We start from the raw sequence: 23,088 nt of genomic DNA, 5'->3' as shown, positions 1-23,088 counted from the left end.
ATGCGATGCTGGCGCATCTTATCAGGCCTACGGGTGGGTGTAGGCGGATAAGGTGTTTACGCTGTATCCGGCAGTTGGAGCACAATGCCTGATGCGATGCTGACGCATCTTATCAGGCCTACGGGTGGGTAGACGGATAAGGTGTTTACACCGCATCCGGCAGTTGGTGATTAATCCAGTTGCGTAATATCAAAAGCGGCGCGGTCGATCACCGCAATGATCTTTTTTATCTGCGCGTCGGTGATATCGCTCTGGTTGACGCGTAAGTCCAGCACCGCTTTAAAATTATCCAGCGCCCGCTTCATTTGCGGGTTCTGGCGCAGCGCCGCACCAACACAACGCGCTTTGATGCGTTCCTCAATCATCTCTACTTGTTCGCGGTTTTCTTCCAGCCACTGCGCGCCCTGTTCGGTCAGCGCAATCTGCTTCTTGCCGCCTTCCTCTTCGCGAATGGTAATTAGCGACTGCTCCTGGAGAAAATCCAGCGTCGGGTAGATGACGCCAGGGCTTGGGGTGTAATTCCCCTGGGTCAGATTCTCAATCGCTTTAATCAACTCATAACCGTGGCTGTCATCGCGCGAGAGAATATCCAGAATTACCAGTCGCAATTCACCGTGACCAAAGAAACGCTGCCGACGACCGCCGCCGCGACCGTGGCGACCACCGCAGCATTGACCGTGTTCATGCTGGTGACCGTGCCCGCAGTGCTCGTGTTCTGACTTCTCACCTTTGCAGCAGCCTTCATGGCGTGGCTGGCCTTCATGTTTACAACACCCTTCGTGATGATGGCTCATATCAGCCTCCTTTTGCTTAATTAGATATATCTAATTTATATCTGATATGTGAGTTGCTGCAAGTACAAAAATGATTTTTAAACGCAAATGTACTCAACATGTAGGCCGGATAAGGCGTTCACGCCGCATCCGGCAGCCTTGCTATGGTGCTGAATGACGTCACATACTTCAGATATATCAGTACTACAAATTGCTTGCATTTATCATGATTAACAATCATTATCATTTGCTAATTTTATTTAGATATATCTGATTACTATCACGAAGGCGATAACAATGAATAACTCTCCCCGCTACCCACAGCGCGTTCGCAATGATCTGCGCTTCCGTGAACTGACCGTGTTACGCGTTGAGCGCATCAGCGCCGGTTTTCAGCGCATTGTCCTCGGCGGCGAGGCGCTGGACGGTTTTACGTCGCGCGGTTTTGACGATCACAGCAAACTCTTCTTTCCTCAACCTGGCGCTCACTTTGTACCGCCAACGGTAACTGAAGAGGGTATCGTCTGGCCGGAAGGGCCACGTCCACCGTCGCGCGACTATACGCCACTGTATGATGAGCAGCGCCATGAACTGGCGATCGATTTCTTTATTCATGACGGTGGTGTCGCCAGCGGCTGGGCGATGCAGGCGCAACTGGGCGATAAACTCACAGTAGCCGGACCGCGTGGTTCACTGGTGGTGCCGGAGGATTACGCGTATCAGGTGTATGTCTGTGATGAATCCGGAATGCCCGCACTGCGTCGACGCCTGGAAACGTTGAGCAAACTTGCCGTTAAACCGCAAGTTACCGCGCTGGTCAGCGTGCGGGATAACGCCTGTCAGGATTATCTCGCGCACCTTGACGGTTTTAACATCGAGTGGCTGGCGCATGATGAGCAGGCGGTGGATGCGCGTCTGGCACAGCTGGAAATTCCTGCCGATGATTATTTCATCTGGATAACCGGCGAAGGCAAGGTGGTTAAGAATTTAAGCCGCCGCTTTGAAGCGGAACAATATGACCCACAGCGGGTACGTGCAGCGGCTTACTGGCACGCAAAGTAATTGATAAATAAAAAAGCTGACGATTTCTCGTCAGCCTTTGCTGTATCTGGTGGCCCCTGCTGGACTTGAACCAGCGACCAAGCGATTATGAGTTGGTTGATAACCCTTTACTTACAGATACTTAGCGATACTTTTCAATACCTTAGTATTTTTTAAAACTACTGTATAAATACCTGTATATACCCCAAAATACTTCTTTACGGTATCCTATAGGTATCCTGGAGCAGAACAAGCGATTTTCCAGGATACCAGATCGCTTGGTGGGGTGTATGAGTGAAATTATTCAGATTCTCTAAAGTAAAAATTGCAGAACTGCCAACGCCGGAACATGGACAGGTCGAATATGGTGATACGGAGGTTAACGGGCTGCGTGTCCGTGTAGGTTCGTCTGGTGTGAAAAGTTTCTGCATTTCCCGTAAGCGTAACGGAAAATTTATTCGTGCAACGCTGGGGCGTTTTCCTGATCTGAGCGTGGATAATGCCAGGGCTAAAGCTATGGAACTCCTTGGCGAAGTCGCCACAACGGGGATAAATCCGAACATAGCAAAGCGCACTAACAACAAGGCCATGATAACGCTGAGTGAGGCGATTGACGCCTACGTAAAAAATCGTGGCCACCGCCTGAAACCCGCCACAGAAAAACAGTACCGCAGCATATTACAGAATTATTCCGGTGACTGGATGGCCCATACCCTCGCCAGTATTTCCCGCGAACGGGTGGAACAACGGCATAAGGCCATCACTGATGGGGCTGTATGGTTCGGTGCTGATAAAACCACGTTACGGGCTGGGGTTGGTACAGGAAGCAAGGCACAGGCCGATTTATGGGCGCGTGCGCTACGTGCTGTGTGTCGGTTTGCGCATGATCATTACCGTGATGATGCGGGTAATACTCTTTTACCGGATCCGCCGACTCTGGTACTGAGCACCAAGCGCCAGTGGCACGGAACGGTAAGAAAAACGGAACGTATCCGCCTGCATGATTTTCCCCGCTGGTTTGCTGCTGTAGCTGCTGTGCGCGACCAGGGCGAACAGGAAAGGGATGATATAGCGGTGACGGTATGCGATGCCGTGGAAATGGCGCTTTTTACCGGACTGAGGAAATCAGAAATTTTTGGCCTTACGTGGGATCGCGTGAATATGGGCGGTCGTTTTTTCTGGATAGACACCACGAAAAACGGGGATCCGCTCGAATTACCGATTACTGATACGTTGCGGGAAATGTTCCACCGCCGACTGAAAATAAAAAACGCTGATGATGTTCTGGTGTTTCCTGGTGTGAAGGGAGTGATTCAGGAAACACGGCACATCATAGACCGGATAAGCGCGGCTACTGTTCCAGAGTCGAACGATGAAATGCTCTCCCCTGTACCATTCAAATGGCACGATGCACGCCGGACGTTCGGAACGGTTGCCGAACTGGTGGGCGTGGGCAATTACATCCTCAAGCGCCTGATGAATCACCGTACTATGCGAAGTGCTGACGTAACGCAGGGGTATTTACATTTTGGTGCTGATGAACTGCTGGAGCCAGCGTCACGGATAGAACGGGCAATTCTGGAACATGCCGGGCTGGTGGAGAGTAAAAAATCTATCGATGCGCAATTGCTTTCCGCACTGGAGAGTATGAGTGACAGTGAGAAACGCGCATTACTATTTAGTATCGTTAATTCAAATGGTGGTTTGAATGTCAGAAAATAAAATCATTGCTGCAATAGAATTTGACCATAATGATGCGAAGGATATGAATACTATTGCAGATTATATTAGAGATGAACTGGCGTCTTCTTTTGTAAAAAAAACGATATGCGATATGGCAAATATCACACCATCTAAAATGTCTCTGGAGGAAAGATTATCATTATCGTCAGAGATAGAAAATAAGGATTTAAAGGTTAATATTTCTGTATGTGCCGGATATGGAGATGATTTTGATAAAAAATTTAATAGTGCATATTCAGAATTCAATGATATTTTGAAAGCTGCCATTATATTTGAAGTTCTTGGTTTCAACAGACTTGCAGATCAGTTACGTGAAAGATATGCGATTTTAGTGTCGGAGAATTTATTAAAATCAGTACGTGATATAGCTAATGTAAAGAAAATTATCAGTGAAGACCGTAGTAAAGCAAAGAAAGGAAAAACAAACAGGCATAAATCAACAGCGTTATCTATAGCTTGTAACACTTGGAAAAAATACCCTAATGCCAGTTTACCCGGGCTATCCGCAGAGATATACGCGCACTTACGCAATAAATGGAATGATGTCCCTGTAGTTGGGACTATAGAGAGATGGCTTAAGGAGTCGGGGATGAATCCAAAATCCCCGCAAAAAAACAGGGATTTTAAGTTAGTTATTGGAGACAAAGAATAAATCCAGTTTTATCCTCTGTAATCCAGATTTCAGCCATGTAAACCAGATATGCGATTTTGTATCTGGTTTTCCTGTCTTCAAGACTTCCCCATCGCTAAATAACGTATACCTGTTCTTAATCAGAAGTATACGGTGATACTCATGCATTTAGAAAAGATGACCCGCAAAGAAGCTGCCGAGCATTTGGGGGTAAGTGTCCAGACTCTTGCTAACTGGGCGTGTACTGGCAAGGTAAAAATCCCTTTTCATAAGCTGGGGCGCAAAGTGCTGTATATGCGCACTGATCTCGATGCTTATCTTGCATCCACTCGCAGAACGCAGACGGTGTAAGGGGGGAGTGATGGCTCAATTTGACCGCATAATCCGTGAGGCTGAATGCAGTAAGTTAACCGGGGTTAGCCGTACCACTCGCTATGAACTGGAGAAAAAAGGGAGCTTTCCGTCTCGCCGTAATCTTGGTGGGCGTTCTGTAGGTTGGTTGCTTTCCGAAGTTATGGACTGGGTGCAAAACCGTGACCGAGTTAATTCAGGTAAGGCAGCATAGGGGGAGTGATGGCACATAAAACAAAGGCGACCGGGGGCGGTCGCCAATGGATACACACTAAACTTGAACGCATCACCAACAATGCCACATTTGCGGCTGGTGGGCAATGTGATCAGTGTGCTGGCTTGCTGGTTGGCTGTCAGCCTTTGGGTTCTATGCCTTCTTTGCGTAGCTTATCACGACAAGCATTTTTTACCCATGAGCTGAAATTACCAGGCCCTGCAACTTCGTTAATTTGTTGCAACAATGTGTCTTCGAAGCGGATGTTTTTCTTTGTGCTGCCGGAGCGATCAAATTTTGGTTTCACATTTTCTTCTTGCATTGGTACGTACCATCGTTATAAACTGAAATCAAATGGTACGTACCACATTAAAAATACGCAACCATTAAATACAGCGAAGCCCGGCAGTGCGGGAACACTAACCGGGCTTCTAACCACCAACGATAGCAACAGTATCGAGGTAGCTATGTTAAATCATACCACACACCCGCAAGGGCGGGACTCGCACAACCTGAATAAATACATCTGGCGTTTTATCGCCCTGAGCACGGCACAACCGCGCGTGATTACCATTGAGGCCACCAGCGAACAGGAAGCACGCCAGCAATCCCCGGCTGGCTGCGTGATGGTATTCGCCGCCCGTATTCGTCAGGGGGTGTGCCATGCCTGATATGTCAAATTACCAGTACCTGATTAATCCGCATTTTAACTGTGAGCATGATATTGCTAAAAAGGTTTATTCCGCTGCGTATGGGGCTACTGACAATATATCAATGGGTATTGCGTCAATTGGTAGCCTGATGTGGCATGCGTCAGAAAATGAGGACTATGACGAAAAGGCTATGCGCATTGATATGGGTAATATCGGTTTGTTACTGGCAATGCTTGGGCAGTTTGATATTTCGTTACGGTGCACCATTGAAAATGCTGCAGATGCATTAAATGCCATAAAGAAAGCGAATACTGATTCAAATCGGGGATAAATAATCATGAGAACATATTTATCTGGCTTGACTGCCAGCGGTTATGCACACCCCAAAATTATCCCCGGCGCTATTTATCTGGATAAGAACGGTAACAGAGTAACGGTAAAAGGACTGATGTTTGACCGTGTGTATTTTATTCGTGATGGCTATTCATTTCATAGTTCGCTGAACGTGGAGATCTTTATTTGCAGATTCCGGCGGGAAATCCCGCTTTCCAGAAATAACCATGTGTCATGTATGGATGTTGATAAAAAACTACAGGAACTGAAAAACATGATTGCCGCGTGGAGAGAGCAGAAATGAAAAAAGCGCCAAATTTAAAACACCAGCCGCGTGACAAAATGACGGAAGTCATCATTTTTGCGGGTAGTGATGCGTGGGCACATGCGAAGCAGTGGCAGGAACAGGACGGGCGACTGGCTGGCGATAACGTGCCTCCTGTGTGGCTTGGTGAGCAGCAGTTATCCGAACTGGATAAGCTGCAAATCGTACCGGACGGGCGCTATCGCGTGCGTCTCTATCAGGCGGGGTTATTGCGTCCGGGGGTTGTTAATACCATCGGGCAGAAACTGGCAGCGGCAGGTGTCAGGGATGCTGATTATTACCCTGAAGGAATGCACAGCCAGAAACGGGAGAACTGGCGTGAATATCTGGAACGTGAACGGGCAGAGCTGGCGGAAAAGAAAAAGGTAGTTGAACTGCCTGTAAAGAAAAAAGAGCCATGCTATCAGGATGATGAATTAAAGCCCCGCGTTGAAAGTCGCGTCGATGGTGTTTTCTGGGTAACGCCCAAAGTGGATAAGCAGTCAGGCGAAATTATCCGGCCTGAGACGTGGTTATGTTCTCCGCTTGAACTACTGGGAACGGGGACGATCGGTAAAGAACATTACCGCGTGATGCGCTGGAAAAAATTAGCAAACCATGAAGTCATCACAATGGCGATCCCGTGTGGTGGCATTGGCGACCGTGACGGCTGGCGGTTGCTTAAAGATCACGGGCTGAACGTGACAACAAATGGCAAATACAGGGCTATCCTGGCTGACTGGATGCAGTTAAGCGGAAGCCATGAGGAATGGCAGCTAAGCACAACAACAGGCTGGCATTTTGGCGCGTACATCATGCCGGACGGTTCAATCATTGGTGATTCTGAAAAACCGATCCTGTTTACCGGAAAAAGTGCCGCTGTTAATGGCTATTCGGTTGCGGGTACGGCGGAGGGCTGGCGTGACAGCGTGGCGCGGCTGGCTGGTGGCAATCCGTCCATGATGCTGGGTGTTGCCACGTCACTGTCAGCACCTTTGATTGGCCTTGTTGGTGCTGACGGCTTCGGGGTACATCTTTTCGAACAGTCATCGGCAGGGAAAACCACCACGCAGAACATCGCATCAAGTTTATGGGGAGAGCCGGACGCACAACGGCTTACCTGGTACGGAACGGCGTTAGGTATCGCCAACGAGGCAGAGGCACACAACGACGGGCTGTTACCCCTGGATGAAATAGGTCAGGCCGGAAACGCGCGGGAGGTGTCCACGTCAGCCTATACGTTGTTTAACGGCTCCGGGAAATTACAGGGGGCGAAGGACGGCGGCAACCGGGAGATAAAACACTGGCGCACGGTGGCAATCAGCACCGGAGAAATGGACGTTGAGACATTCCTCAAAACGGAGGGGATAAAAGTCAAAGCGGGGCAGCTTGTCCGCCTGCTTAACGTTCCGATGGAAAAAGCCACGCAATTTCACGAATACAGCACCGGAAAGGCGCACGCAGACGCGTTAAAAGATGCCTGGACAGAAAATCACGGGGCGGCGGGTCGTGAATGGGTTAAATGGCTGGCAGACCACCAGCAGGAGGCAAAGGATACGGTAAGGGAATGCCGCGAACGGTGGCGCAACCTGATACCGGAGAGCTACGGCGAGCAGGTCCACCGCGTGGGGGAACGTTTCGCGATACTGGAGGCTGCGCTTGTGCTTTCCGGTCATGTAACTGGCTGGGCCGCGCAGGAATGCCGGGACGCAATACAGCATAACTTTAATGCCTGGGTGAAGGAGTTCGGCACGGGTAACAGGGAATTTAAACAGATGGTTGAACAGGCTGAGGCGTTTTTGTCGTCGTTCGGGTTCAGTCGATACCTTCCTTACCCAAACAGTGATGAACGTGATTTACCGATTAAAGACCTTGCCGGATACAGAAAGGGGAGTATCAGAAATGAAGATGATGAGTTCCGTTTTTACACGTTTCCTCATGTGTTTGAGGGGGAGATCGCACAGGGATTTAACCCGTCCCACTTTGCCCGCGCGTTGAGTGCTGCCGGAATGCTGGAAGCGGGTAACGATCGCCGTTACAAGAAAAAGGCGCTCGGCAAAATTGGGGGTAAGCAGCATGTTTTTTACGTGATGATGTTCCAGCCTGAGGCAGAAGATTAACTCCCCTGTGTGAGGTGAAAAGTTGCGGGTTATGCGGGTTATCCTGTGTGTAAGTGAATTAACTGTATGAATAAAAAGGAAATCAATAACCCGCACGTAACCCGCAAAACGGCAGTTATAACCCGCAAAAGTGCGATTATAACCCGCAGAATTTCACCGTAAGGGTGTAAACAAGCGTAACTATCAACGTTAAAACCGGAGAACAGACAGCATGACAGCACAGATAGCAGCTTACGGGCGGCTGGTGGCTGACCCGCAGTTAAAGACCACCAGCAAGGGCACACAAATGGCTATGGCAAGCATGGCGGTCCCCCTGCCGTGCAATCAGGCAGATGACGGACAGGCGACGATGTGGTTATCCGTCCTGGCGTTTGGCAGACAGGCCGACGCACTGGCAAAACACCACAAAGGCGAGCTGGTGAGCGTGGCGGGTAACATGCAGGTAAGCCAGTGGACAGGCCAGAACGGGGAAACGCGGCAGGGCTGGCAGGTTATCGCAGACAGCGTAATCAGTGCCAGAACGGCGCGACCTAGTGGCAAAAAAGGCCAGCAGGGTCAGGCTACTGACGCTCTAAATAGGGCTAAGCAACAGGCGGGGAATGATGATCCATACGGGGATAACATACCCTTTTAGCGATAACAGGGGGATACATGCCAGTGACATTTGAAGAAGTTCAGCAACATAAAAAGTTTCATGGTATTGATGATCTGGAAACCACGACAGCAAAAAAATATCGCCGTCTGCTTTCTTCCGATGCGTTATTTGTTGTGGATCATCATGATTTTCTGCGCAGCTCACTGACCGGGGAAATTTTCGCAACCAACCGTGAGCAGGTGGAAGCGATGATCGAATATTTGTGGAAAATAAGGCGCAGAATGCGCGATCCCGTGAAACAGTAAAGCGATAAAGGCCCGGATTTTTCCCGGGTCTTTTTTCAGGTTTTGTAAATTATTTGTTCGCGGTTGTTCCAGATTGTTCGGTGATTCTGGCTGATGTTTACATACTGATTTTTATGTATATGTTGGCGTGTGGCACTCAGACGTGAGCCGCCACAATGCCGCCTGACCCCCTGCGTGATGCCGGGTTGATCTGCGAGATGCCGAGAGTGTCGGGCGGCGCTCCCTCCGTGTTGGTTTCACGTCCTGAATCTTAACCAATACGAGAAAACCTTCATGAAGAAATTAATCGAACTCCGCCAGCAAAAAAACGCCCTGAAAAACCAGATGCGATCCCTGCTGGAAAAAGCCGACAGTGAAAACCGCAGCCTGAACGATGACGAGGGCAAACAGTTTGATGAACTGCGTGCAAAAGCCGATTCCCTCGACACAGAAATTTCCCGCCTCGAGTCTGTGGCTGATGAAGAACGCAGCAAGCCAGGAACGGGCATCCAGAAATTATCATCTGATGAATTGCGTAACTACATCGTAACCGGAGATGTGCGATCACTGTCCACCAGCACTGACAGCGGCAGGGATGGTGGATATACCGTAATTCCTGAGCTCGATCGCGAAGTCATGCGCCAGCTACAGGATGACAGTGTTATGCGCGTGATCGCGACCGTGAAGACCGCAAAATCAAATGAGTTTCAGAAACTGGTTTCCACTGGCGGCGCAACTGTAGGACGAGGCACAGAAGGCAGCGCACGCAGTGAAACCAACACCCCGAAAATTGAACGCGTAACCATCAAGCTGAATCCGATCTACGCCTACCCGAAAACCACGCAGGAAATCCTGGATTTTTCAGAGGTGGATATTCTGGGCTGGTTATCCTCCGAAATTGCCGACACGTTCGCCAGCACCGAAGAGGATGATTTTGTTAATGGCGACGGTAACGGCAAGCCGAAAGGCTTCATGGCTTACACCCGTGCGGCGACCAGTGACAAAACCCGCGCTTTTGGCACCATTGAAAAAATGGTAGCGGCAAGTGGAACCGCCATTACAGCGGACGAACTGATCGACATTCTCTACAAGCTGAAAGCGAAATACCGCAAAAATGCCGTCTGGGTGATGAACTCGGGCACGGCAGGGGCACTACAGAAGCTGAAAAATGAGAACGGCGATTATATCTGGCGCGACAGCCTTAAAGAAGGTGCGCCGGATATGTTGCTTGGTCGTCCTGTTTACTGCCTGGAGTCCATGCCGGACATCGGCACAGGAAAAGCACCGCTAGCGGTTGGAGATTTCAGTCGTGGTTATTTCATCGTTGATCATGTAACAGGGATTCGCACCCGACCGGACAACATTACTGAACCCGGATTCTACAAGGTCCACACGGATAAATATCTGGGCGGTGGTGTGGTGGATTCAAACGCCATCAAAATTCTGGAAATGAAAGCTGGCTAGTCATGAGTAAGGAGGAGGCTGCGGCCTCCTTTTTCAGTTTTATGGAGTACACCGATGAAAAACACCGATTTTGAAATCCGCACATCTGAACTGACCGCCAGCAATAAAAAGCTGGTGGGGTATGCCGTTCGCTGGAACAGCCTTTCAGAAATTATCTGGGACGAATTCCGCGAACAGTTCACGCCGGGGGCTTTTGCTGACTATCTGGCGACGGGTAATGATGTGCGCTGCCTGTATGAGCATGACTATACCCAACTGCTGGGGCGCACCAAATCCGGCACTCTGGTACTGACTGAGGATAACACCGGGTTACGTTTTGAACTGACACCGCCGGATACCCAGCTTGGAAAAGATGTGCTTACGCTGGTGGAGCGTGGCGACATTACAGGAATGAGCTTTGGTTTTCGCGCATTATGCGAGGAGTGGAGTATCGCGCAAAAACCGTATCTGCGTACCGTAACCGCCGCTGAACTCCGTGAAATCACAATAACGTCGATGCCTGCTTATCCAGAATCTGGCGTGGAGATTGCCCACCGTTCGTTGTTTGCACAGCACCCTGAATTACGTCCGACAGGAAATAATCGTCATCGCTGGTCTGAGCTGGCGGGGTTGTGATATGTGGTGGCCTTTTAGTCGTAAAAAAAGCGAGCAGCGTAACCTGTCCATTGATGATTTTCTGGCGCTGTCCGGCGTACCGAATACCGGATCCGGAGAATATGTTTCTGCCGGGACGGCTGAATCATTGCCTGCAGTGATGAATGCGGTTTCTGTCATCGCTGAGGCGGTGGCCACGATGCCGTGTTATCTGTATCTGGTACGTAATGACAAGGGCAGGGAGGCGCGGGAATGGCTGGACAGTCACCCGGTAGATATTCTGCTGAATGAGCAGCCTAATTCGTGCCAGACACCTTACCAGTTTAAACGCACAATGATGCGTCACTGCCTGCTGAACGGTAACGCCTATGCGGTTATTGAGTGGGGGCAGGACGGGCAGCCAAAATCACTTCATCCTTATGCGCCGGGGTGTGTTGTACCGGAATGCACAGGCGCACACAAATACCGCTATACCATCACCGAACCCTGTACAGGAACGGTGCGCACGTATTTACAGGAAGAAGTTTTGCATCTCCGCTATGCCTCGGATGATGGCTTTCTGGGGCGTTCCCCCGTCACGATTTGCCGTGAGGCGCTGGGGCTTGGCCTTGCTCAACAGCGTCACGGAGCCAGCATTATGAAAGATGGCATGATGGCGGCAGGGATTATCACGTCAGGCGAATGGCTGGACGGCGTGAAAGGTAAACAGGCATTGGATGCTCTGGAACGCTACAAGGGGGCGAAAAATGCCGGAAAAACGCCAATCCTTGAAGGGGGCATGGATTACAGGCAACTGGGAATGAGTAACCAGGATGCGGAATGGCTGGCCTCCCGTCGCTTCTCCATTGAAGACATCGCCCGCATGTTCAACGTATCGCCTATTTTTCTGCAGGAATACAGCAACAGCACCTACAGCAATTTCAGCGAGGCAAGCCGCGCGTTTCTGACCATGACAATGCGCCCGTGGCTAGCGAACTTCGAACAGCAAATCAAGGCCGCTTTGCTGGTGGCTTCTCCCGTACCTGGTACCCGTTATCTGGTTGAGTTTGATTCAGCCGATTTATTACGCGCCACACCCACCGAACGTTATGCCACGTATGAGAAAGGGATTAAGAACGGGATCATGAATCCGAACGAAGCCCGTGAGCGTGAGGGTATGCCGCCGCGTGAAGGTGGTGATGAGTTCAGCCAGGCATGGAAACAGACTGTGGAAATTAAAGGGAGAAAAGATGAGTGAAGCCAGAATTACACCTGATGAAGTCAGGGCACATCTTCGACTTGATGATGATTTATCCGGTGAAGGCGAACTTCTGAAAATGTATACCGATGCGGCGCTGGAAGCCTGCCAGAAGCATATCGGGAAACGTTTTGAAGACGGGCTGGAATTTACCCCGGCAATGCGTGTTGGTTGCCTGATGTACATCGCTTTCCTGTACGAGAACCGGGAAGCGGTTTCACCAGTGGAGCACTCGGAACTGCCTATGGCTATTTCTGCGCTCTGGTCAGTTTATCGTGACGTAGGGGTGTACTGATGCCGTGGCAACCATTAAGGCGATGCACTGAGCCTGGCTGTAATAAGCGCGTGAAGTCCGGCAAGTGTGAAGAGCACAGGCGGGCTGCATGGCGTGCAGAGGATGCCAGACGGGGACACCGCCGCGCGCGCGGGTATTCCCGACAGTGGGACAAATACCGCGCCCTGTACCTGAGCAAAAACCCGTTATGCGTGCGTTGTCTGGCTAAGGGGATTTATACGCCAGCTCTTGTGGTGGATCACATCATTCCCATCAATGGCGGCGGTGATGTTCTCTTCTGGCCTGAGTGGAATCACCAGGCATTGTGCCAGACGTGCCACAACCGTAAGACGACACGAGAAGATCCAGCCACGAAAGCAAACCGTAAAGCGGGCATGTATCGCGAGCAGGAAGAACGGGCGGCACACCGTAACGACTGGATGTATGGCGATGATGACTGAACAGGAGCAAACCAGGCTGATACGTGGACTGATAAGGCAGCGTGACACATGGAAGACACAGGAGACAGAGCACAAAGCCAACAGGACAGGGCGCACAAAACGCACCACAGCGAAGCGATTAACCGACCGTGACCGCGAGGTCATGGAATGTTTTCGCAATCGCTGGTGAGGCCGTCAGAGGGGGTGGGGGCGGTTTTCAGGACGAAACCGTCCCTGCCGGACACCGACCGCCCCCTCAAATTTTTGTGCACGGTAATTTTTTTGAAAATAATTGGGCGAAAAAAGAACATGGCAAGACCACCAAAAACCCCCGCTTACCTGGATGAAATCGCGGTCAGGCAGTGGAAGGAAAAATCGCGCCAGCTTTCCGGGCGGGAAGACCTTACCCCCGCCGACTGGAGCAATCTGGAACTGTATTGTGTTAACTACTCCATATACCGCAAAGCCGTCGAAGACCTTGCGACGCGCGGGTTCAGCATTGTTAACAGTCAGGGCAGCGAGAGCAGAAACCCCGCACTGAGCGCAAAGGCTGACGCAGAAAGAATAATGATCAAAATGGCTTCTTTGCTGGGTTTTGACCCGGTAAGCCGTCGCAGAAATCCACCGGAAACAGAGGAAGAGGACGAACTTGACCGCCTGGCATGAGTACGCAGAAGGCGTAAAAAACGGCAAAATTACGGCCTGTAAACGACTGAAACAGGCCGTTAAACGGTATTTTTCTGACCTTGAAAACTCCCTTTACACGTTCGATCCGGAGGTCGTGGAGCGGTTTATTGCCTTTTCCCGGGTGTGCCCGCACGTAAAAGGCGCAATGCGCGGTAGCCCCATTGAACTGGAGCCGTGGCAGCAGTTCGCCTTTGCCTGCATCCTGGGCTTTAAGGTTAAGGCCACCGGACGGCGCAAATACACCAGCGCATTCATTGAAGTACCGCGAAAAAATGCCAAATCCACGGTCGCCGCTATCCTGGCTAACTGGTTTCTGGTTATGGAAAACGGGCAGCAGGATATTTACACCGCCGCCGTGAGTCGTGATCAGGCGCGGATCGTGTTTGATGATGCGCGTCAGATGTGCCTTTTATCCCGACCGTTACGAAAGCGGGTAAATATTCAGGCGCACAAGGTGATACACCCGAAAACCAACAGCCTGTTAAAGCCACTGGCAGCAAAAGCGGCAACCATTGAGGGGACAAACCCGAGTCTTGCCATTGTGGATGAATATCACCTGCACCCAGACAACGGGGTTTATTCCGCACTTGAGCTGGGGATGGGGGCGCGTCCGGAGGGGCTGTTATTTGCCATCACCACATCGGGGAGCAACGTTGTTTCAGCCTGTAAACAACACTATGACTATTGCTGTCAGATACTGGATGGTGAAGAGATGAACGAATCCATGTTCGTTCTGATTTACGAGCTGGATGATGAAAGCGAGGTTGACGATCCGGCGATGTGGATAAAGGCGAATCCAAATATCGATGTTTCCGTCGATCGTGAAAAACTGGCCTCAACCATCCAGAAAGCGCGGGGTATTCCGTCGCAGTGGGTGGAAATGCTCACCAAGCGATTCAATATCTGGTGTCAGGGGGCTACGCCGTGGATGGGTAACGGTGCATGGGCGGAGTGCGCCGGAACGTTCGCGGAGGCGGATTTATACGGGCAGGAGTGCTACGCGGGGCTGGACTTATCATCAACCAGCGATATTTCCAGCGTGTGCTATGCCTTTCCGGTCGGTAAAAAGATTATGCTGGTTTCCCGTCACTATCTGCCGGAATTTCAGCTACAGAACCCCGCCAATAAAAACCGCGCCATCTATCGCCAGTGGGTAAAGGCGGGCTGGATACGCACAACACCGGGTGACTGCATTGATTATGACCGTATCCGTGATGACATCATGGCGGATGCAGAGAATTTCAATATCAGGCTGGTGGGCTTCGATACATGGAACGCCACGCACCTGAGGACGCAGCTACAGGGGGCAGGATTAGAGGTGGAGCCGTTCCCGCAAACATACCTTCGTTTCAGTCCGGCGGCGAAATCGTTCGAAGTTTTTGTTAACCGGAAGGTGATTGTGCATCGTGGTGATCCGGTGCTGGCCTGGTCAATGAGTAATGTTGTGATGCAGAGTGACGCGAACGCCAATATCAAGCCGAACAAGAAAAAATCATCCAACAAGATAGACCCGAGCGTTGCGGCGCTGATGGCGTTTGGCACATTCCAGGCAGAGCATGAGGAATTTGCATTTGATATGAGCGACAGCCACAAAGAGCGACTTGCGGCGTTTGATGGGGTATGACGAGAATGACTGAAACTGATCTACTAAAAATAATTCGCCGCATTACCGGAATCAGTCAGCAGCCTGACGAACAGGCTACACAGCCGGACAGCGTGATAGCCGAAAATTACACGCGTGTGGTGGCTGAGGTAATGCGCCGTGACGGTATTGAGCTTAACGGCGTGGATATGCGCAACATACGAACCAGAGTTCTTGAGTTGCTGGCATACCGTCGCCGTTCTCAACAACGGAGGGAGAGCGCGAAAAATACTTACCAGTGGAAGAAGCCGGAACGGTTGCGGCGGTAGATTCCTGATATTCAGGAAAACCACGAATCTGTGGTGTTTACTGGCGCGGTTACGGCGGTGACACGCACCGAGGCAGAACAATTACCGTAGGTTAAAGCGACAGTATTCACACCAAAGGCAGAAATTAGCGGTTAACGTAACTGACTGATATTTTCGGGAACAGCCAACTGCTGAGGCCGGAGCTATAAAAATAGCTTTGGGTACAGTCCTCAGTTTTGAGGGATGTTAACCAACTGAATAATAAGCAAAGCTCAAAGTTGAGTTTTGTATCTGCCTGAGTTATTTCTGTGCTAATTTGTTGATATTCCCGACGGCCCAAAAATGGGTTGGCGGGTGGGTGAGTTGCAGATTTGCAACTCGACCATGAAAATACGGAAACTACCCGTAGTTTGGGTAGTAAGAGTAACACCCAGATTTTGGGGCTTACTCGCGATACCCAAATATAGGGTATCGGTGGCATCACTGGCCCCATTTTCCTGATGTGTTTGCGGGTTATTTGGGGGTGGTTGCGGGTTATTTTGAATGGCTTGCGGGTTACGATTTGGCTAACATTTGAACGTGTCATTTTTCAACGCATTGATATTAAAGAATAAAAAATACTTAGCACGCGAAGATAACCCGCTAACCCGCATAACCCGCACTGTTTTGTATATATATACGAAAAATTGCATTCAGGAGGGGGAGCAAAATCCCTACCGTCTCTTATCTCTTGGAGTGCCCGCCTCTTCGAATTTTTACCCCCGTGAAATTACAAAATTTCCCTGACTGATGGCGAGTTGCAGATCTGCAACTCGACTATGAAACTACGGAAACTACCCGTAGTTTGGGTAGTAAGAGTAACACCCAGATTTTGGGGCTTACTCGCGATACCCAAATTTTGGGTATCAGAGGAAGAAATATCTTCTCATATGTGAGTACCGAGGGCGGAATTCCGCCTTCGGTTATTTATTGTGCTCATGCACAGAGAGGGGCGGGTCAAATCCCTGCGGCCTGACGTCTTCCGGACTGCCAGCCCCATCGATTTTTTATACCCGCGAAAAATGAAAAACGCTTCACGCTGGTGGGCCTGATGCCGATATGGGGATCCACATAACGGATTATCCGTATCATCGACCAGCTATCATGACGGATAGTTAAAGTTTCATGACAGGTATGATGTTGCGTAACTTGTTGTTTTTATACCTGCTTATACTCTGTCACGGTATCCTATAGGTATCCTAGAAAAAACGAAGGGGTCACGCTGTTAACGTAACCCCTTGATAGATATGGTGGCCCCTGTTGGGTTTGAACCAACGACCAAGCGATTATGAGTCGCCTGCTCTAACCACTGAGCTAAGGGGCCATGGTAGCGGATTATAAAGTAACTCCGTGCTGCAATCCAGCCATTAGCGCGCGGCTGCTGTTTTTATAAACAATGTGTTTTCAATTCGTTATACTTCCTGCGAGTTGTGTTGTTCAGGAGTTAATATGGTTGACGATATTCTTGCGCCAGGATTGCGTGTGGTGTTTTGTGGCATCAATCCGGGTCTTTCTTCCGCAGAGTCTGGCTTTCCGTTTGCCCATCCGGCAAATCGCTTCTGGAAGGTGATTTATCAGGCCGGATTTACTGACCGTCAGTTGAAGCCGCAGGAAGCGCAGCATCTGCTGGATTATCGTTGCGGTGTTACCAAACTGGTAGACCGTCCAACGGTGCAAGCCAATGAAGTTTCAAAGCAGGAGCTGCACGCAGGCGGGCGTAAGCTGATTGAAAAAATTGAAGATTACCAACCACAAGCATTGGCGATTCTGGGCAAACAAGCATATGAACAGGGATTCAGCCAGCGCGGCGTACAGTGGGGGAAACAAACGCTCACTATTGGTTCGACGCAGATTTGGGTGTTGCCGAATCCCAGCGGTTTAAGTCGCGTTTCACTGGAGAAACTGGTTGAGGCGTATCGGGAACTGGATCAGGCGCTAGTGGTGCGTGGGCGATAAAAACGCCACCGAAAAGGTGGCGTTTGTGCAGAGGGACTAGTGCCGGGTGCGGCGTAACGCCTATCCGGCCTACCGATTAATCGTCCAGGAAGCTACGCAGCACTTCAGAACGGCTCGGGTGACGCAGTTTACGCAGCGCCTTCGCTTCGATCTGACGGATACGTTCGCGGGTAACGTCGAACTGTTTACCCACTTCTTCCAGCGTGTGGTCGGTGTTCATGTCGATACCGAAACGCATACGCAGAACTTTCGCTTCACGCGCGGTCAGGCCAGCAAGCACGTCGTGCGTTGCCGCACGCAGGCTTTCAGTGGTCGCAGAATCCAGCGGCAGTTCGAGGGTGGTATCCTCGATGAAATCTCCCAGATGCGAATCTTCATCATCACCGATCGGCGTTTCCATGGAGATTGGCTCTTTGGCGATCTTCAGCACTTTGCGGATTTTGTCTTCCGGCATCAGCATACGTTCAGCCAGTTCTTCCGGCGTCGGTTCACGACCCATTTCTTGCAGCATCTGGCGAGAAATACGGTTGAGCTTGTTGATGGTCTCAATCATATGCACCGGAATACGGATGGTGCGCGCCTGATCCGCGATAGAGCGGGTGATCGCCTGACGGATCCACCAGGTTGCGTAGGTGGAGAACTTGTAACCACGACGGTATTCGAATTTATCAACCGCTTTCATCAGACCGATGTTGCCTTCCTGAATCAGATCGAGGAACTGCAAGCCACGGTTGGTGTATTTCTTAGCGATAGAAATAACCAGACGTAAGTTCGCTTCAACCATCTCTTTCTTCGCACGGCGGGCTTTCGCTTCACCGATGGACATTCGACGGTTAATGTCTTTAACCTGCTCAATGGTCAGGCCGGTTTCTTCTTCAATCTGCTGCAGTTTCTGCAGGGCGCGATGCACTTCTTCAGAGACATCGTGCAGTTTTTCCGACCACGGCTTATTCATCGCAATTGCCGCGTTGAACCAGGTATCGCTGGTTTCGTTGCCGGTAAACAGGGTGATGAAGTTTTTCTTCGGCATTTTGCACTGCTCAACGCAGAGCTTCATGATCAGACGTTCTTGTGTACGAACGCGATCCATCATGACGCGCATACTGTTGACCAGGTAGTCAAACTGCTTCGGCACCAGGCGGAACTGTTTGAATACTTCAGACAGTTTCAGGATCTCTTCCTGAGCAGCAGCGTGGCTGCGGCCTTTCGCTTTGATGGTGTCACGCGTTACAACGTACTGAGCGCGCAGTTCAGCAAATTTTTCACGAGCCAGTTCCGGGTCGATGCTGTTGTCATCGTCGGCACTGTCGTCGTCGGCATCTTCTTCGTCTTCATCTTCGTCATCGTCCAGATCTTCTTGAGAAAGCTCTGAACCGACGTGAGTGGCGGTTGGCGCCAGATCTTCTTCTGCGTTCGGGTCAACAAAGCCAGTGATCAGATCGGACAGACGCGCTTCTTCTGCTTCAACACGATCGTACTGTTCCAGCAGATAGGTGATCGCTTCCGGATATTCAGCAACGGAGCATTGAACCTGGTTGATCCCGTCTTCGATGCGTTTAGCGATGTCAATTTCGCCTTCGCGGGTCAACAGTTCAACGGTGCCCATTTCACGCATGTACATGCGTACCGGGTCAGTCGTACGCCCGATTTCAGATTCCACGCTGGAAAGCACCTGCGCGGCGGCTTCGGCAGCATCTTCGTCTGCTGTGTTTTCAGCCAGCATCAGGTCATCGGCATCCGGCGCTTCTTCCATCACCTGAATGCCCATGTCATTGATCATTTGGATGATGTCTTCGATCTGATCGGAATCGACGATATCTTCCGGCAGATGGTCATTGACCTCGGCATAGGTCAGATAGCCTTGCTCCTTACCACGGGTGACAAGAAGTTTCAGCTGTGACTGCGGGTTTTGCTCCATAAGACGGTATCCACACTTATTTCATGAGGTTGGTGTTGGGCGATTGACCGGATATCATTCAGACGTTAATACTGAAATCCAACGGTTGTTTACCGCCAACGATAATTACGAGGGCGTACTTATATCATTGCCGCTGCCTCTCAGTGCGGCTGTCGGGGGCTTCCCGATCGCTATTCGGCACTTAAGCCGTTAAATCACTTTTTCGCCAGTTCCTGGTTTAATGTCCAGAGTTCCAGGCGTTCTTCATTGCTTAAACCATGCGTGCGCTCGCGAGCAATTAACTCTTCCTGGCGCAGTTCAAGCAACGAATCAAACATATGGTTGAGTGAGTCGGTGAAGGTTTGCTCAGCAATATTCCTATCTGCTATATCGTCCCACATCGACAGTTTTTCAAGGGTGGCAGCATTATTTGTACCACGATAGTGCTCTAAAAGTTGCCCGGTGGTCAGACCTGGCTGAGAGAGACAAGTGTTGACCAGTTCTCTGAATAAGCCAAGTCCGGGGAGCTTATTTTCATCCAGATTCTCAAGCGGCGGGACTAACGTCGCTAATTCTGGATTTTGCACCAGCAACCCTATAAGTATACGCATGGTCGTGCGTTTTAGCTGCGGAACAGGACGAGAAACGCCGTTCTCTGCTGCTTTCGGCATTAATCGTTCAAGCTGGCTGTCATCAAGGATGCCTAACTTGTTGCCTAATTCCTGACGAAGATAGATGCGCAGCGTTTCTCCTGGCACCTGAGAAATCAGCGGCAGCGCCAGCGTACTTAAACGTGCGCGCCCGTCAGGAGTACTCAGATCAACCTGCGGCATCAGGCTGTTAAACAGAAATGCGGAGAGCGGCATTGCCTGCTCCATTCGCGCTTCAAACGCCTCTTTACCCTCTTTGCGCACCAGTGTGTCTGGGTCTTCGCCATCCGGTAAAAACATAAAGCGTAACTGACGGCCGTCTGTCATATAAGGCAGCGCAGTTTCCAGCGCCCGCCAGGCGGCATCGCGACCTGCACGGTCGCCGTCATAACAGCAAATGACATTGTTGGTCGCACGGAACAACAACTGAATGTGATCGGCAGTGGTTGACGTACCCAGCGATGCAACGGCGTAATTAATACCGTATTGCGCCAGCGCCACCACGTCCATATAGCCTTCGACCACCAACAGACGCTGGGGTTCAGCGTTATCCTGCTGCGCTTCATAAAGACCGTAAAGCTGGCGGCCTTTATGGAAAATATCGGTTTCCGGTGAGTTCAGGTATTTGGGGGTATCGTTGCCCAGCACGCGCCCGCCAAAACCAATCACCCGACCGCGTTTATCGCGAATAGGGAACATCACCCGCTCGCGGAAACGATCGTAACTGCGACCCTGATCGTTGGTGACCAACATGCCCGCATCAATCAATGACTGACGATTTTCTGGATTGCCGCCAAACCGTTTCAGGACGTTGTCCCAGCCGGGGGGCGCAAAACCAATCGCAAAGCGGGCGATGACCTCGTGGCTTAATCCGCGTTTTTCCAGATACTGGCGCGCAGATGTGGCAACAGGTTGTTGTAAAGATTGTTGGTAAAACGTATTCAGACCGTCCATCAACTGATAAAGCGTTTGCCGTTGATGGCGCTCTATCTGGCTGGGGCCGCTGCCTGCTTCAAATGGCACTTCAAGATTGTGCATTGCCGCCAGCTCTTCGACCGTTTCGACGAACTCGAGCTTGTCGTAGTTCATCAGGAAGTCGATCGCGTTGCCGTGCGCGCCACATCCAAAGCAGTGATAAAACTGTTTCTCACCGTTAACGGTGAATGACGGGGTTTTCTCGTTGTGGAAGGGACAACACGCGTGAAAATTCTTGCCCTGCTTTTTCAGCTTCACACGAGCATCGATCAGATCGACGATGTCAGTGCGCGCCAGCAGATCATTAATGAATACGCGTGGGATTCGTCCAGCCATAGGCCCCGATTTTTAGCAATTCATAAACGAAAATAAGCCGCGCATTCCTTTCGGAAGCACGGCCTTACAACTACAACTCGGTCTGATCGGAGAGCAACGCTCTCAGGGAATTAGTACAGACGAGTGCGGCGTGCGTTTTCGCGAGCCAGTTTCTTCGCGTGACGTTTCACTGCAGAAGCTTTAGCGCGCTTACGTTCGGTAGTCGGTTTTTCATAGAACTCACGACGACGAACTTCCGCCAGAACACCTGCTTTTTCGCAGGAACGCTTGAAGCGACGCAGAGCTACGTCGAACGGCTCGTTTTCACGTACTTTAATTACCGGCATGTGCCTCTCACCTTTGATTAATTCGGTTTGCCGCTGGCATCAACGCCAGCTTATTTCAAAATGGTGCGGAATTTTACTGCAATTGCTGCTGCTTTGTAAAGCACCGCGACCTCTTTTGAAAGGGACTTTTATAAGGGTGAGGAGTATACACGAGGCTTTCTCCAGGGGCGAACAAAGTTTTACATCAACCCGCATTGGTCCTACACTGCGCGGTAATAAAGCGAGGTAAAACAAGTCATGCGTGTACTGGGTATTGAAACTTCCTGCGATGAAACCGGCATCGCCATTTACGACGATGAAAAAGGTTTGTTAGCCAACCAATTGTATAGTCAGGTGAAATTACACGCTGACTACGGCGGCGTGGTGCCTGAACTGGCCTCCCGCGATCACGTGCGTAAAACCGTACCGTTGATCCAGGCGGCGCTGAAAGAGTCTGGTTTGACGGCAAAAGATATTGATGCCGTGGCCTATACCGCAGGCCCAGGATTAGTCGGCGCGCTGCTGGTTGGTGCGACCGTGGGACGTTCTCTGGCATTTGCCTGGAACGTTCCGGCGATCCCGGTGCACCATATGGAAGGGCATCTGTTAGCACCGATGCTGGAAGATAACCCGCCGGAATTTCCGTTTGTCGCATTGCTGGTTTCTGGCGGTCATACGCAGTTAATCAGCGTGACTGGCATTGGTCAGTATGAGCTGCTCGGCGAGTCCATTGATGATGCCGCTGGTGAAGCGTTTGATAAAACCGCGAAGCTGTTAGGGCTGGATTATCCTGGCGGGCCGCTGCTGTCGAAAATGGCGGCGCAGGGTACAGCCGGGCGCTTTGTCTTCCCGCGCCCGATGACCGACCGTCCGGGGCTGGATTTCAGCTTCTCCGGCCTGAAAACCTTCGCCGCGAACACGATTCGTGACAATGGCACCGACGACCAGACGCGTGCCGATATTGCCCGCGCTTTTGAAGATGCGGTGGTTGATACGCTGATGATTAAGTGTAAGCGGGCGCTGGATCAGACGGGATTCAAACGGTTGGTAATGGCGGGCGGCGTGAGTGCTAACCGCACGTTGCGGGCGAAACTGGCGGAAATGATGAAAAAGCGTCGCGGCGAAGTGTTCTACGCGCGCCCGGAATTTTGTACCGATAACGGTGCGATGATCGCCTATGCCGGAATGGTGCGGTTTAAAGCAGGCGCGACGGCGGATCTCGGCGTTAGCGTGCGTCCGCGTTGGCCGCTGGCAGAGTTACCGGCTGCGTAAAACTCTCGGGTGCCGGAGAGTCACTTCCGG

General features: G+C 50.9%; 27 protein-coding genes and 1 tRNA gene. 22 read left to right on the top strand and 6 right to left on the bottom strand.

Annotated elements, in window-relative coordinates:
• Positions 1 to 170: 170 nt before the first annotated feature.
• Entirely contained in the window at positions 171 to 794 is a 624-nt protein-coding gene (gene nfeR, locus WC5_RS17900) for a DNA-binding transcriptional regulator NfeR (RefSeq protein WP_000018005.1), read from the bottom strand.
• Between the two features lie 276 nt (positions 795 to 1,070).
• On the opposite strand from nfeR, the gene nfeF reads away from it, so the two are divergent.
• From nfeF to WC5_RS17925, 5 genes are all read left to right on the top strand, one after another.
• On the top strand, positions 1,071 to 1,835 hold the full coding sequence (nfeF, locus tag WC5_RS17905) for an NADPH-dependent ferric chelate reductase NfeF (protein ID WP_001065907.1): 765 nt from the start codon (positions 1,071 to 1,073) through the stop codon (positions 1,833 to 1,835).
• 273 nt (positions 1,836 to 2,108) lie between these two features.
• Positions 2,109 to 3,536, top strand: coding sequence for a tyrosine-type recombinase/integrase (locus tag WC5_RS17910; protein WP_016231470.1), 1,428 nt, complete (start codon positions 2,109 to 2,111; stop codon positions 3,534 to 3,536).
• Positions 3,523 to 4,209, top strand: coding sequence for a hypothetical protein (locus tag WC5_RS17915; RefSeq protein ID WP_016231469.1), 687 nt, complete (start codon positions 3,523 to 3,525; stop codon positions 4,207 to 4,209). Before WC5_RS17910 ends, WC5_RS17915 begins: the two co-directional genes overlap by 14 nt.
• 135 nt (positions 4,210 to 4,344) lie before the next feature.
• On the top strand, positions 4,345 to 4,539 hold the full coding sequence (locus WC5_RS17920) for a helix-turn-helix domain-containing protein (RefSeq protein WP_464964970.1): 195 nt from the start codon (positions 4,345 to 4,347) through the stop codon (positions 4,537 to 4,539).
• A 10-nt stretch (positions 4,540 to 4,549) separates the two neighbouring features.
• Entirely contained in the window at positions 4,550 to 4,753 is a 204-nt protein-coding gene (locus tag WC5_RS17925) for a helix-turn-helix transcriptional regulator (RefSeq protein WP_016231468.1), read from the top strand.
• Positions 4,754 to 4,892: 139 nt separating this feature from the next.
• On the opposite strand, the gene WC5_RS25835 is transcribed toward WC5_RS17925, so the two are convergent.
• On the bottom strand, positions 4,893 to 5,075 hold the full coding sequence (locus tag WC5_RS25835; RefSeq protein WP_001154805.1) for a YlcI/YnfO family protein: 183 nt from the start codon (positions 5,073 to 5,075) through the stop codon (positions 4,893 to 4,895).
• Between the two features lie 145 nt (positions 5,076 to 5,220).
• On the opposite strand from WC5_RS25835, the gene WC5_RS25830 reads away from it, so the two are divergent.
• From WC5_RS25830 to WC5_RS17985, 15 genes are all read left to right on the top strand, one after another.
• The gene (locus tag WC5_RS25830) at positions 5,221 to 5,424 is read left to right on the top strand and encodes a host cell division inhibitor Icd-like protein (protein WP_021548028.1); all 204 of its coding nucleotides are present in this window, start codon (positions 5,221 to 5,223) and stop codon (positions 5,422 to 5,424) included.
• Entirely contained in the window at positions 5,417 to 5,737 is a 321-nt protein-coding gene (locus tag WC5_RS17930; protein ID WP_016231466.1) for a hypothetical protein, read from the top strand. Before WC5_RS25830 ends, WC5_RS17930 begins: the two co-directional genes overlap by 8 nt.
• Positions 5,738 to 5,743: 6 nt before the next feature.
• Positions 5,744 to 6,043, top strand: coding sequence for a DUF4222 domain-containing protein (locus WC5_RS17935; RefSeq protein WP_016231465.1), 300 nt, complete (start codon positions 5,744 to 5,746; stop codon positions 6,041 to 6,043).
• Complete coding sequence (locus tag WC5_RS17940; protein WP_016231464.1) at positions 6,040 to 8,163, top strand: DUF927 domain-containing protein; 2,124 nt, start codon at positions 6,040 to 6,042, stop codon at positions 8,161 to 8,163. The genes WC5_RS17935 and WC5_RS17940 overlap by 4 nt, the downstream gene beginning before the upstream one ends.
• 211 nt (positions 8,164 to 8,374) lie before the next feature.
• The gene (locus WC5_RS17945; protein WP_016231463.1) at positions 8,375 to 8,797 is read left to right on the top strand and encodes a single-stranded DNA-binding protein; all 423 of its coding nucleotides are present in this window, start codon (positions 8,375 to 8,377) and stop codon (positions 8,795 to 8,797) included.
• Positions 8,798 to 8,814: 17 nt separating this feature from the next.
• Entirely contained in the window at positions 8,815 to 9,063 is a 249-nt protein-coding gene (locus tag WC5_RS17950) for a hypothetical protein (protein WP_016231462.1), read from the top strand.
• Between the two features lie 273 nt (positions 9,064 to 9,336).
• Entirely contained in the window at positions 9,337 to 10,506 is a 1,170-nt protein-coding gene (locus WC5_RS17955; protein ID WP_016231461.1) for a phage major capsid protein, read from the top strand.
• 54 nt (positions 10,507 to 10,560) lie between these two features.
• Positions 10,561 to 11,121, top strand: coding sequence for an HK97 family phage prohead protease (locus tag WC5_RS17960; RefSeq protein ID WP_000798773.1), 561 nt, complete (start codon positions 10,561 to 10,563; stop codon positions 11,119 to 11,121).
• Position 11,122: 1 nt separating this feature from the next.
• Complete coding sequence (locus tag WC5_RS17965; RefSeq protein ID WP_016231460.1) at positions 11,123 to 12,337, top strand: phage portal protein; 1,215 nt, start codon at positions 11,123 to 11,125, stop codon at positions 12,335 to 12,337.
• A complete protein-coding gene (locus tag WC5_RS17970) occupies positions 12,330 to 12,632 on the top strand; it encodes a head-tail connector protein (RefSeq protein ID WP_001287546.1) in 303 nt (100 codons plus the stop codon). Before WC5_RS17965 ends, WC5_RS17970 begins: the two co-directional genes overlap by 8 nt.
• Positions 12,632 to 13,072: an HNH endonuclease signature motif containing protein gene (locus WC5_RS17975; RefSeq protein ID WP_001145897.1), complete on the top strand. Its 441-nt coding sequence runs from the start codon at positions 12,632 to 12,634 to the stop codon at positions 13,070 to 13,072. The genes WC5_RS17970 and WC5_RS17975 overlap by 1 nt, the downstream gene beginning before the upstream one ends.
• Positions 13,056 to 13,241 carry a hypothetical protein gene (locus WC5_RS0121870; protein WP_001251188.1) on the top strand — a complete coding sequence of 62 codons (186 nt, stop codon included), beginning with the start codon at positions 13,056 to 13,058 and terminating at the stop codon, positions 13,239 to 13,241. Before WC5_RS17975 ends, WC5_RS0121870 begins: the two co-directional genes overlap by 17 nt.
• 119 nt (positions 13,242 to 13,360) lie before the next feature.
• On the top strand, positions 13,361 to 13,717 hold the full coding sequence (locus WC5_RS0121865; RefSeq protein ID WP_024192183.1) for a phage terminase small subunit P27 family: 357 nt from the start codon (positions 13,361 to 13,363) through the stop codon (positions 13,715 to 13,717).
• Positions 13,701 to 15,362, top strand: a complete 1,662-nt coding sequence (locus tag WC5_RS17980; RefSeq protein ID WP_016231458.1) for a terminase large subunit — start codon at positions 13,701 to 13,703, stop codon at positions 15,360 to 15,362. Before WC5_RS0121865 ends, WC5_RS17980 begins: the two co-directional genes overlap by 17 nt.
• A 5-nt stretch (positions 15,363 to 15,367) precedes the next feature.
• Complete coding sequence (locus WC5_RS17985; RefSeq protein WP_024192182.1) at positions 15,368 to 15,649, top strand: hypothetical protein; 282 nt, start codon at positions 15,368 to 15,370, stop codon at positions 15,647 to 15,649.
• A 1,266-nt stretch (positions 15,650 to 16,915) separates the two neighbouring features.
• Here WC5_RS17985 and WC5_RS17995 read toward each other — a convergent pair.
• Positions 16,916 to 16,991: transfer RNA gene (locus tag WC5_RS17995), tRNA-Ile, on the bottom strand.
• A gap of 125 nt (positions 16,992 to 17,116) precedes the next feature.
• Here WC5_RS17995 and mug point away from each other — a divergent pair.
• Positions 17,117 to 17,623 (top strand): G/U mismatch-specific DNA glycosylase, encoded by a 507-nt coding sequence (mug, locus tag WC5_RS18000; protein ID WP_000227304.1) that lies wholly within the window; start codon positions 17,117 to 17,119, stop codon positions 17,621 to 17,623.
• Positions 17,624 to 17,699: 76 nt separating this feature from the next.
• Here mug and rpoD read toward each other — a convergent pair whose 3' ends face one another.
• From rpoD to rpsU, 3 genes are all read right to left on the bottom strand, one after another.
• A complete protein-coding gene (gene rpoD, locus WC5_RS18005; protein ID WP_000437367.1) occupies positions 17,700 to 19,541 on the bottom strand; it encodes an RNA polymerase sigma factor RpoD in 1,842 nt (613 codons plus the stop codon).
• 194 nt (positions 19,542 to 19,735) lie between these two features.
• A complete protein-coding gene (gene dnaG, locus WC5_RS18010; protein ID WP_000918842.1) occupies positions 19,736 to 21,481 on the bottom strand; it encodes a DNA primase in 1,746 nt (581 codons plus the stop codon).
• A gap of 110 nt (positions 21,482 to 21,591) precedes the next feature.
• The gene (gene rpsU, locus WC5_RS18015) at positions 21,592 to 21,807 is read right to left on the bottom strand and encodes a 30S ribosomal protein S21 (RefSeq protein ID WP_001144069.1); all 216 of its coding nucleotides are present in this window, start codon (positions 21,805 to 21,807) and stop codon (positions 21,592 to 21,594) included.
• A gap of 237 nt (positions 21,808 to 22,044) precedes the next feature.
• On the opposite strand from rpsU, the gene tsaD reads away from it, so the two are divergent.
• Complete coding sequence (gene tsaD / locus WC5_RS18020; RefSeq protein WP_001264365.1) at positions 22,045 to 23,058, top strand: tRNA (adenosine(37)-N6)-threonylcarbamoyltransferase complex transferase subunit TsaD; 1,014 nt, start codon at positions 22,045 to 22,047, stop codon at positions 23,056 to 23,058.
• Positions 23,059 to 23,088: the final 30 nt, after the last annotated feature.

It is taken from the genome of Escherichia sp. KTE114 (genome assembly GCF_000407765.1).
Lineage (GTDB): Bacteria > Pseudomonadota > Gammaproteobacteria > Enterobacterales > Enterobacteriaceae > Escherichia > Escherichia ruysiae.
The sequence above is the reverse complement of the archived record's forward strand: the minus strand, read 5'-3'. Positions and strand labels throughout refer to the sequence as shown.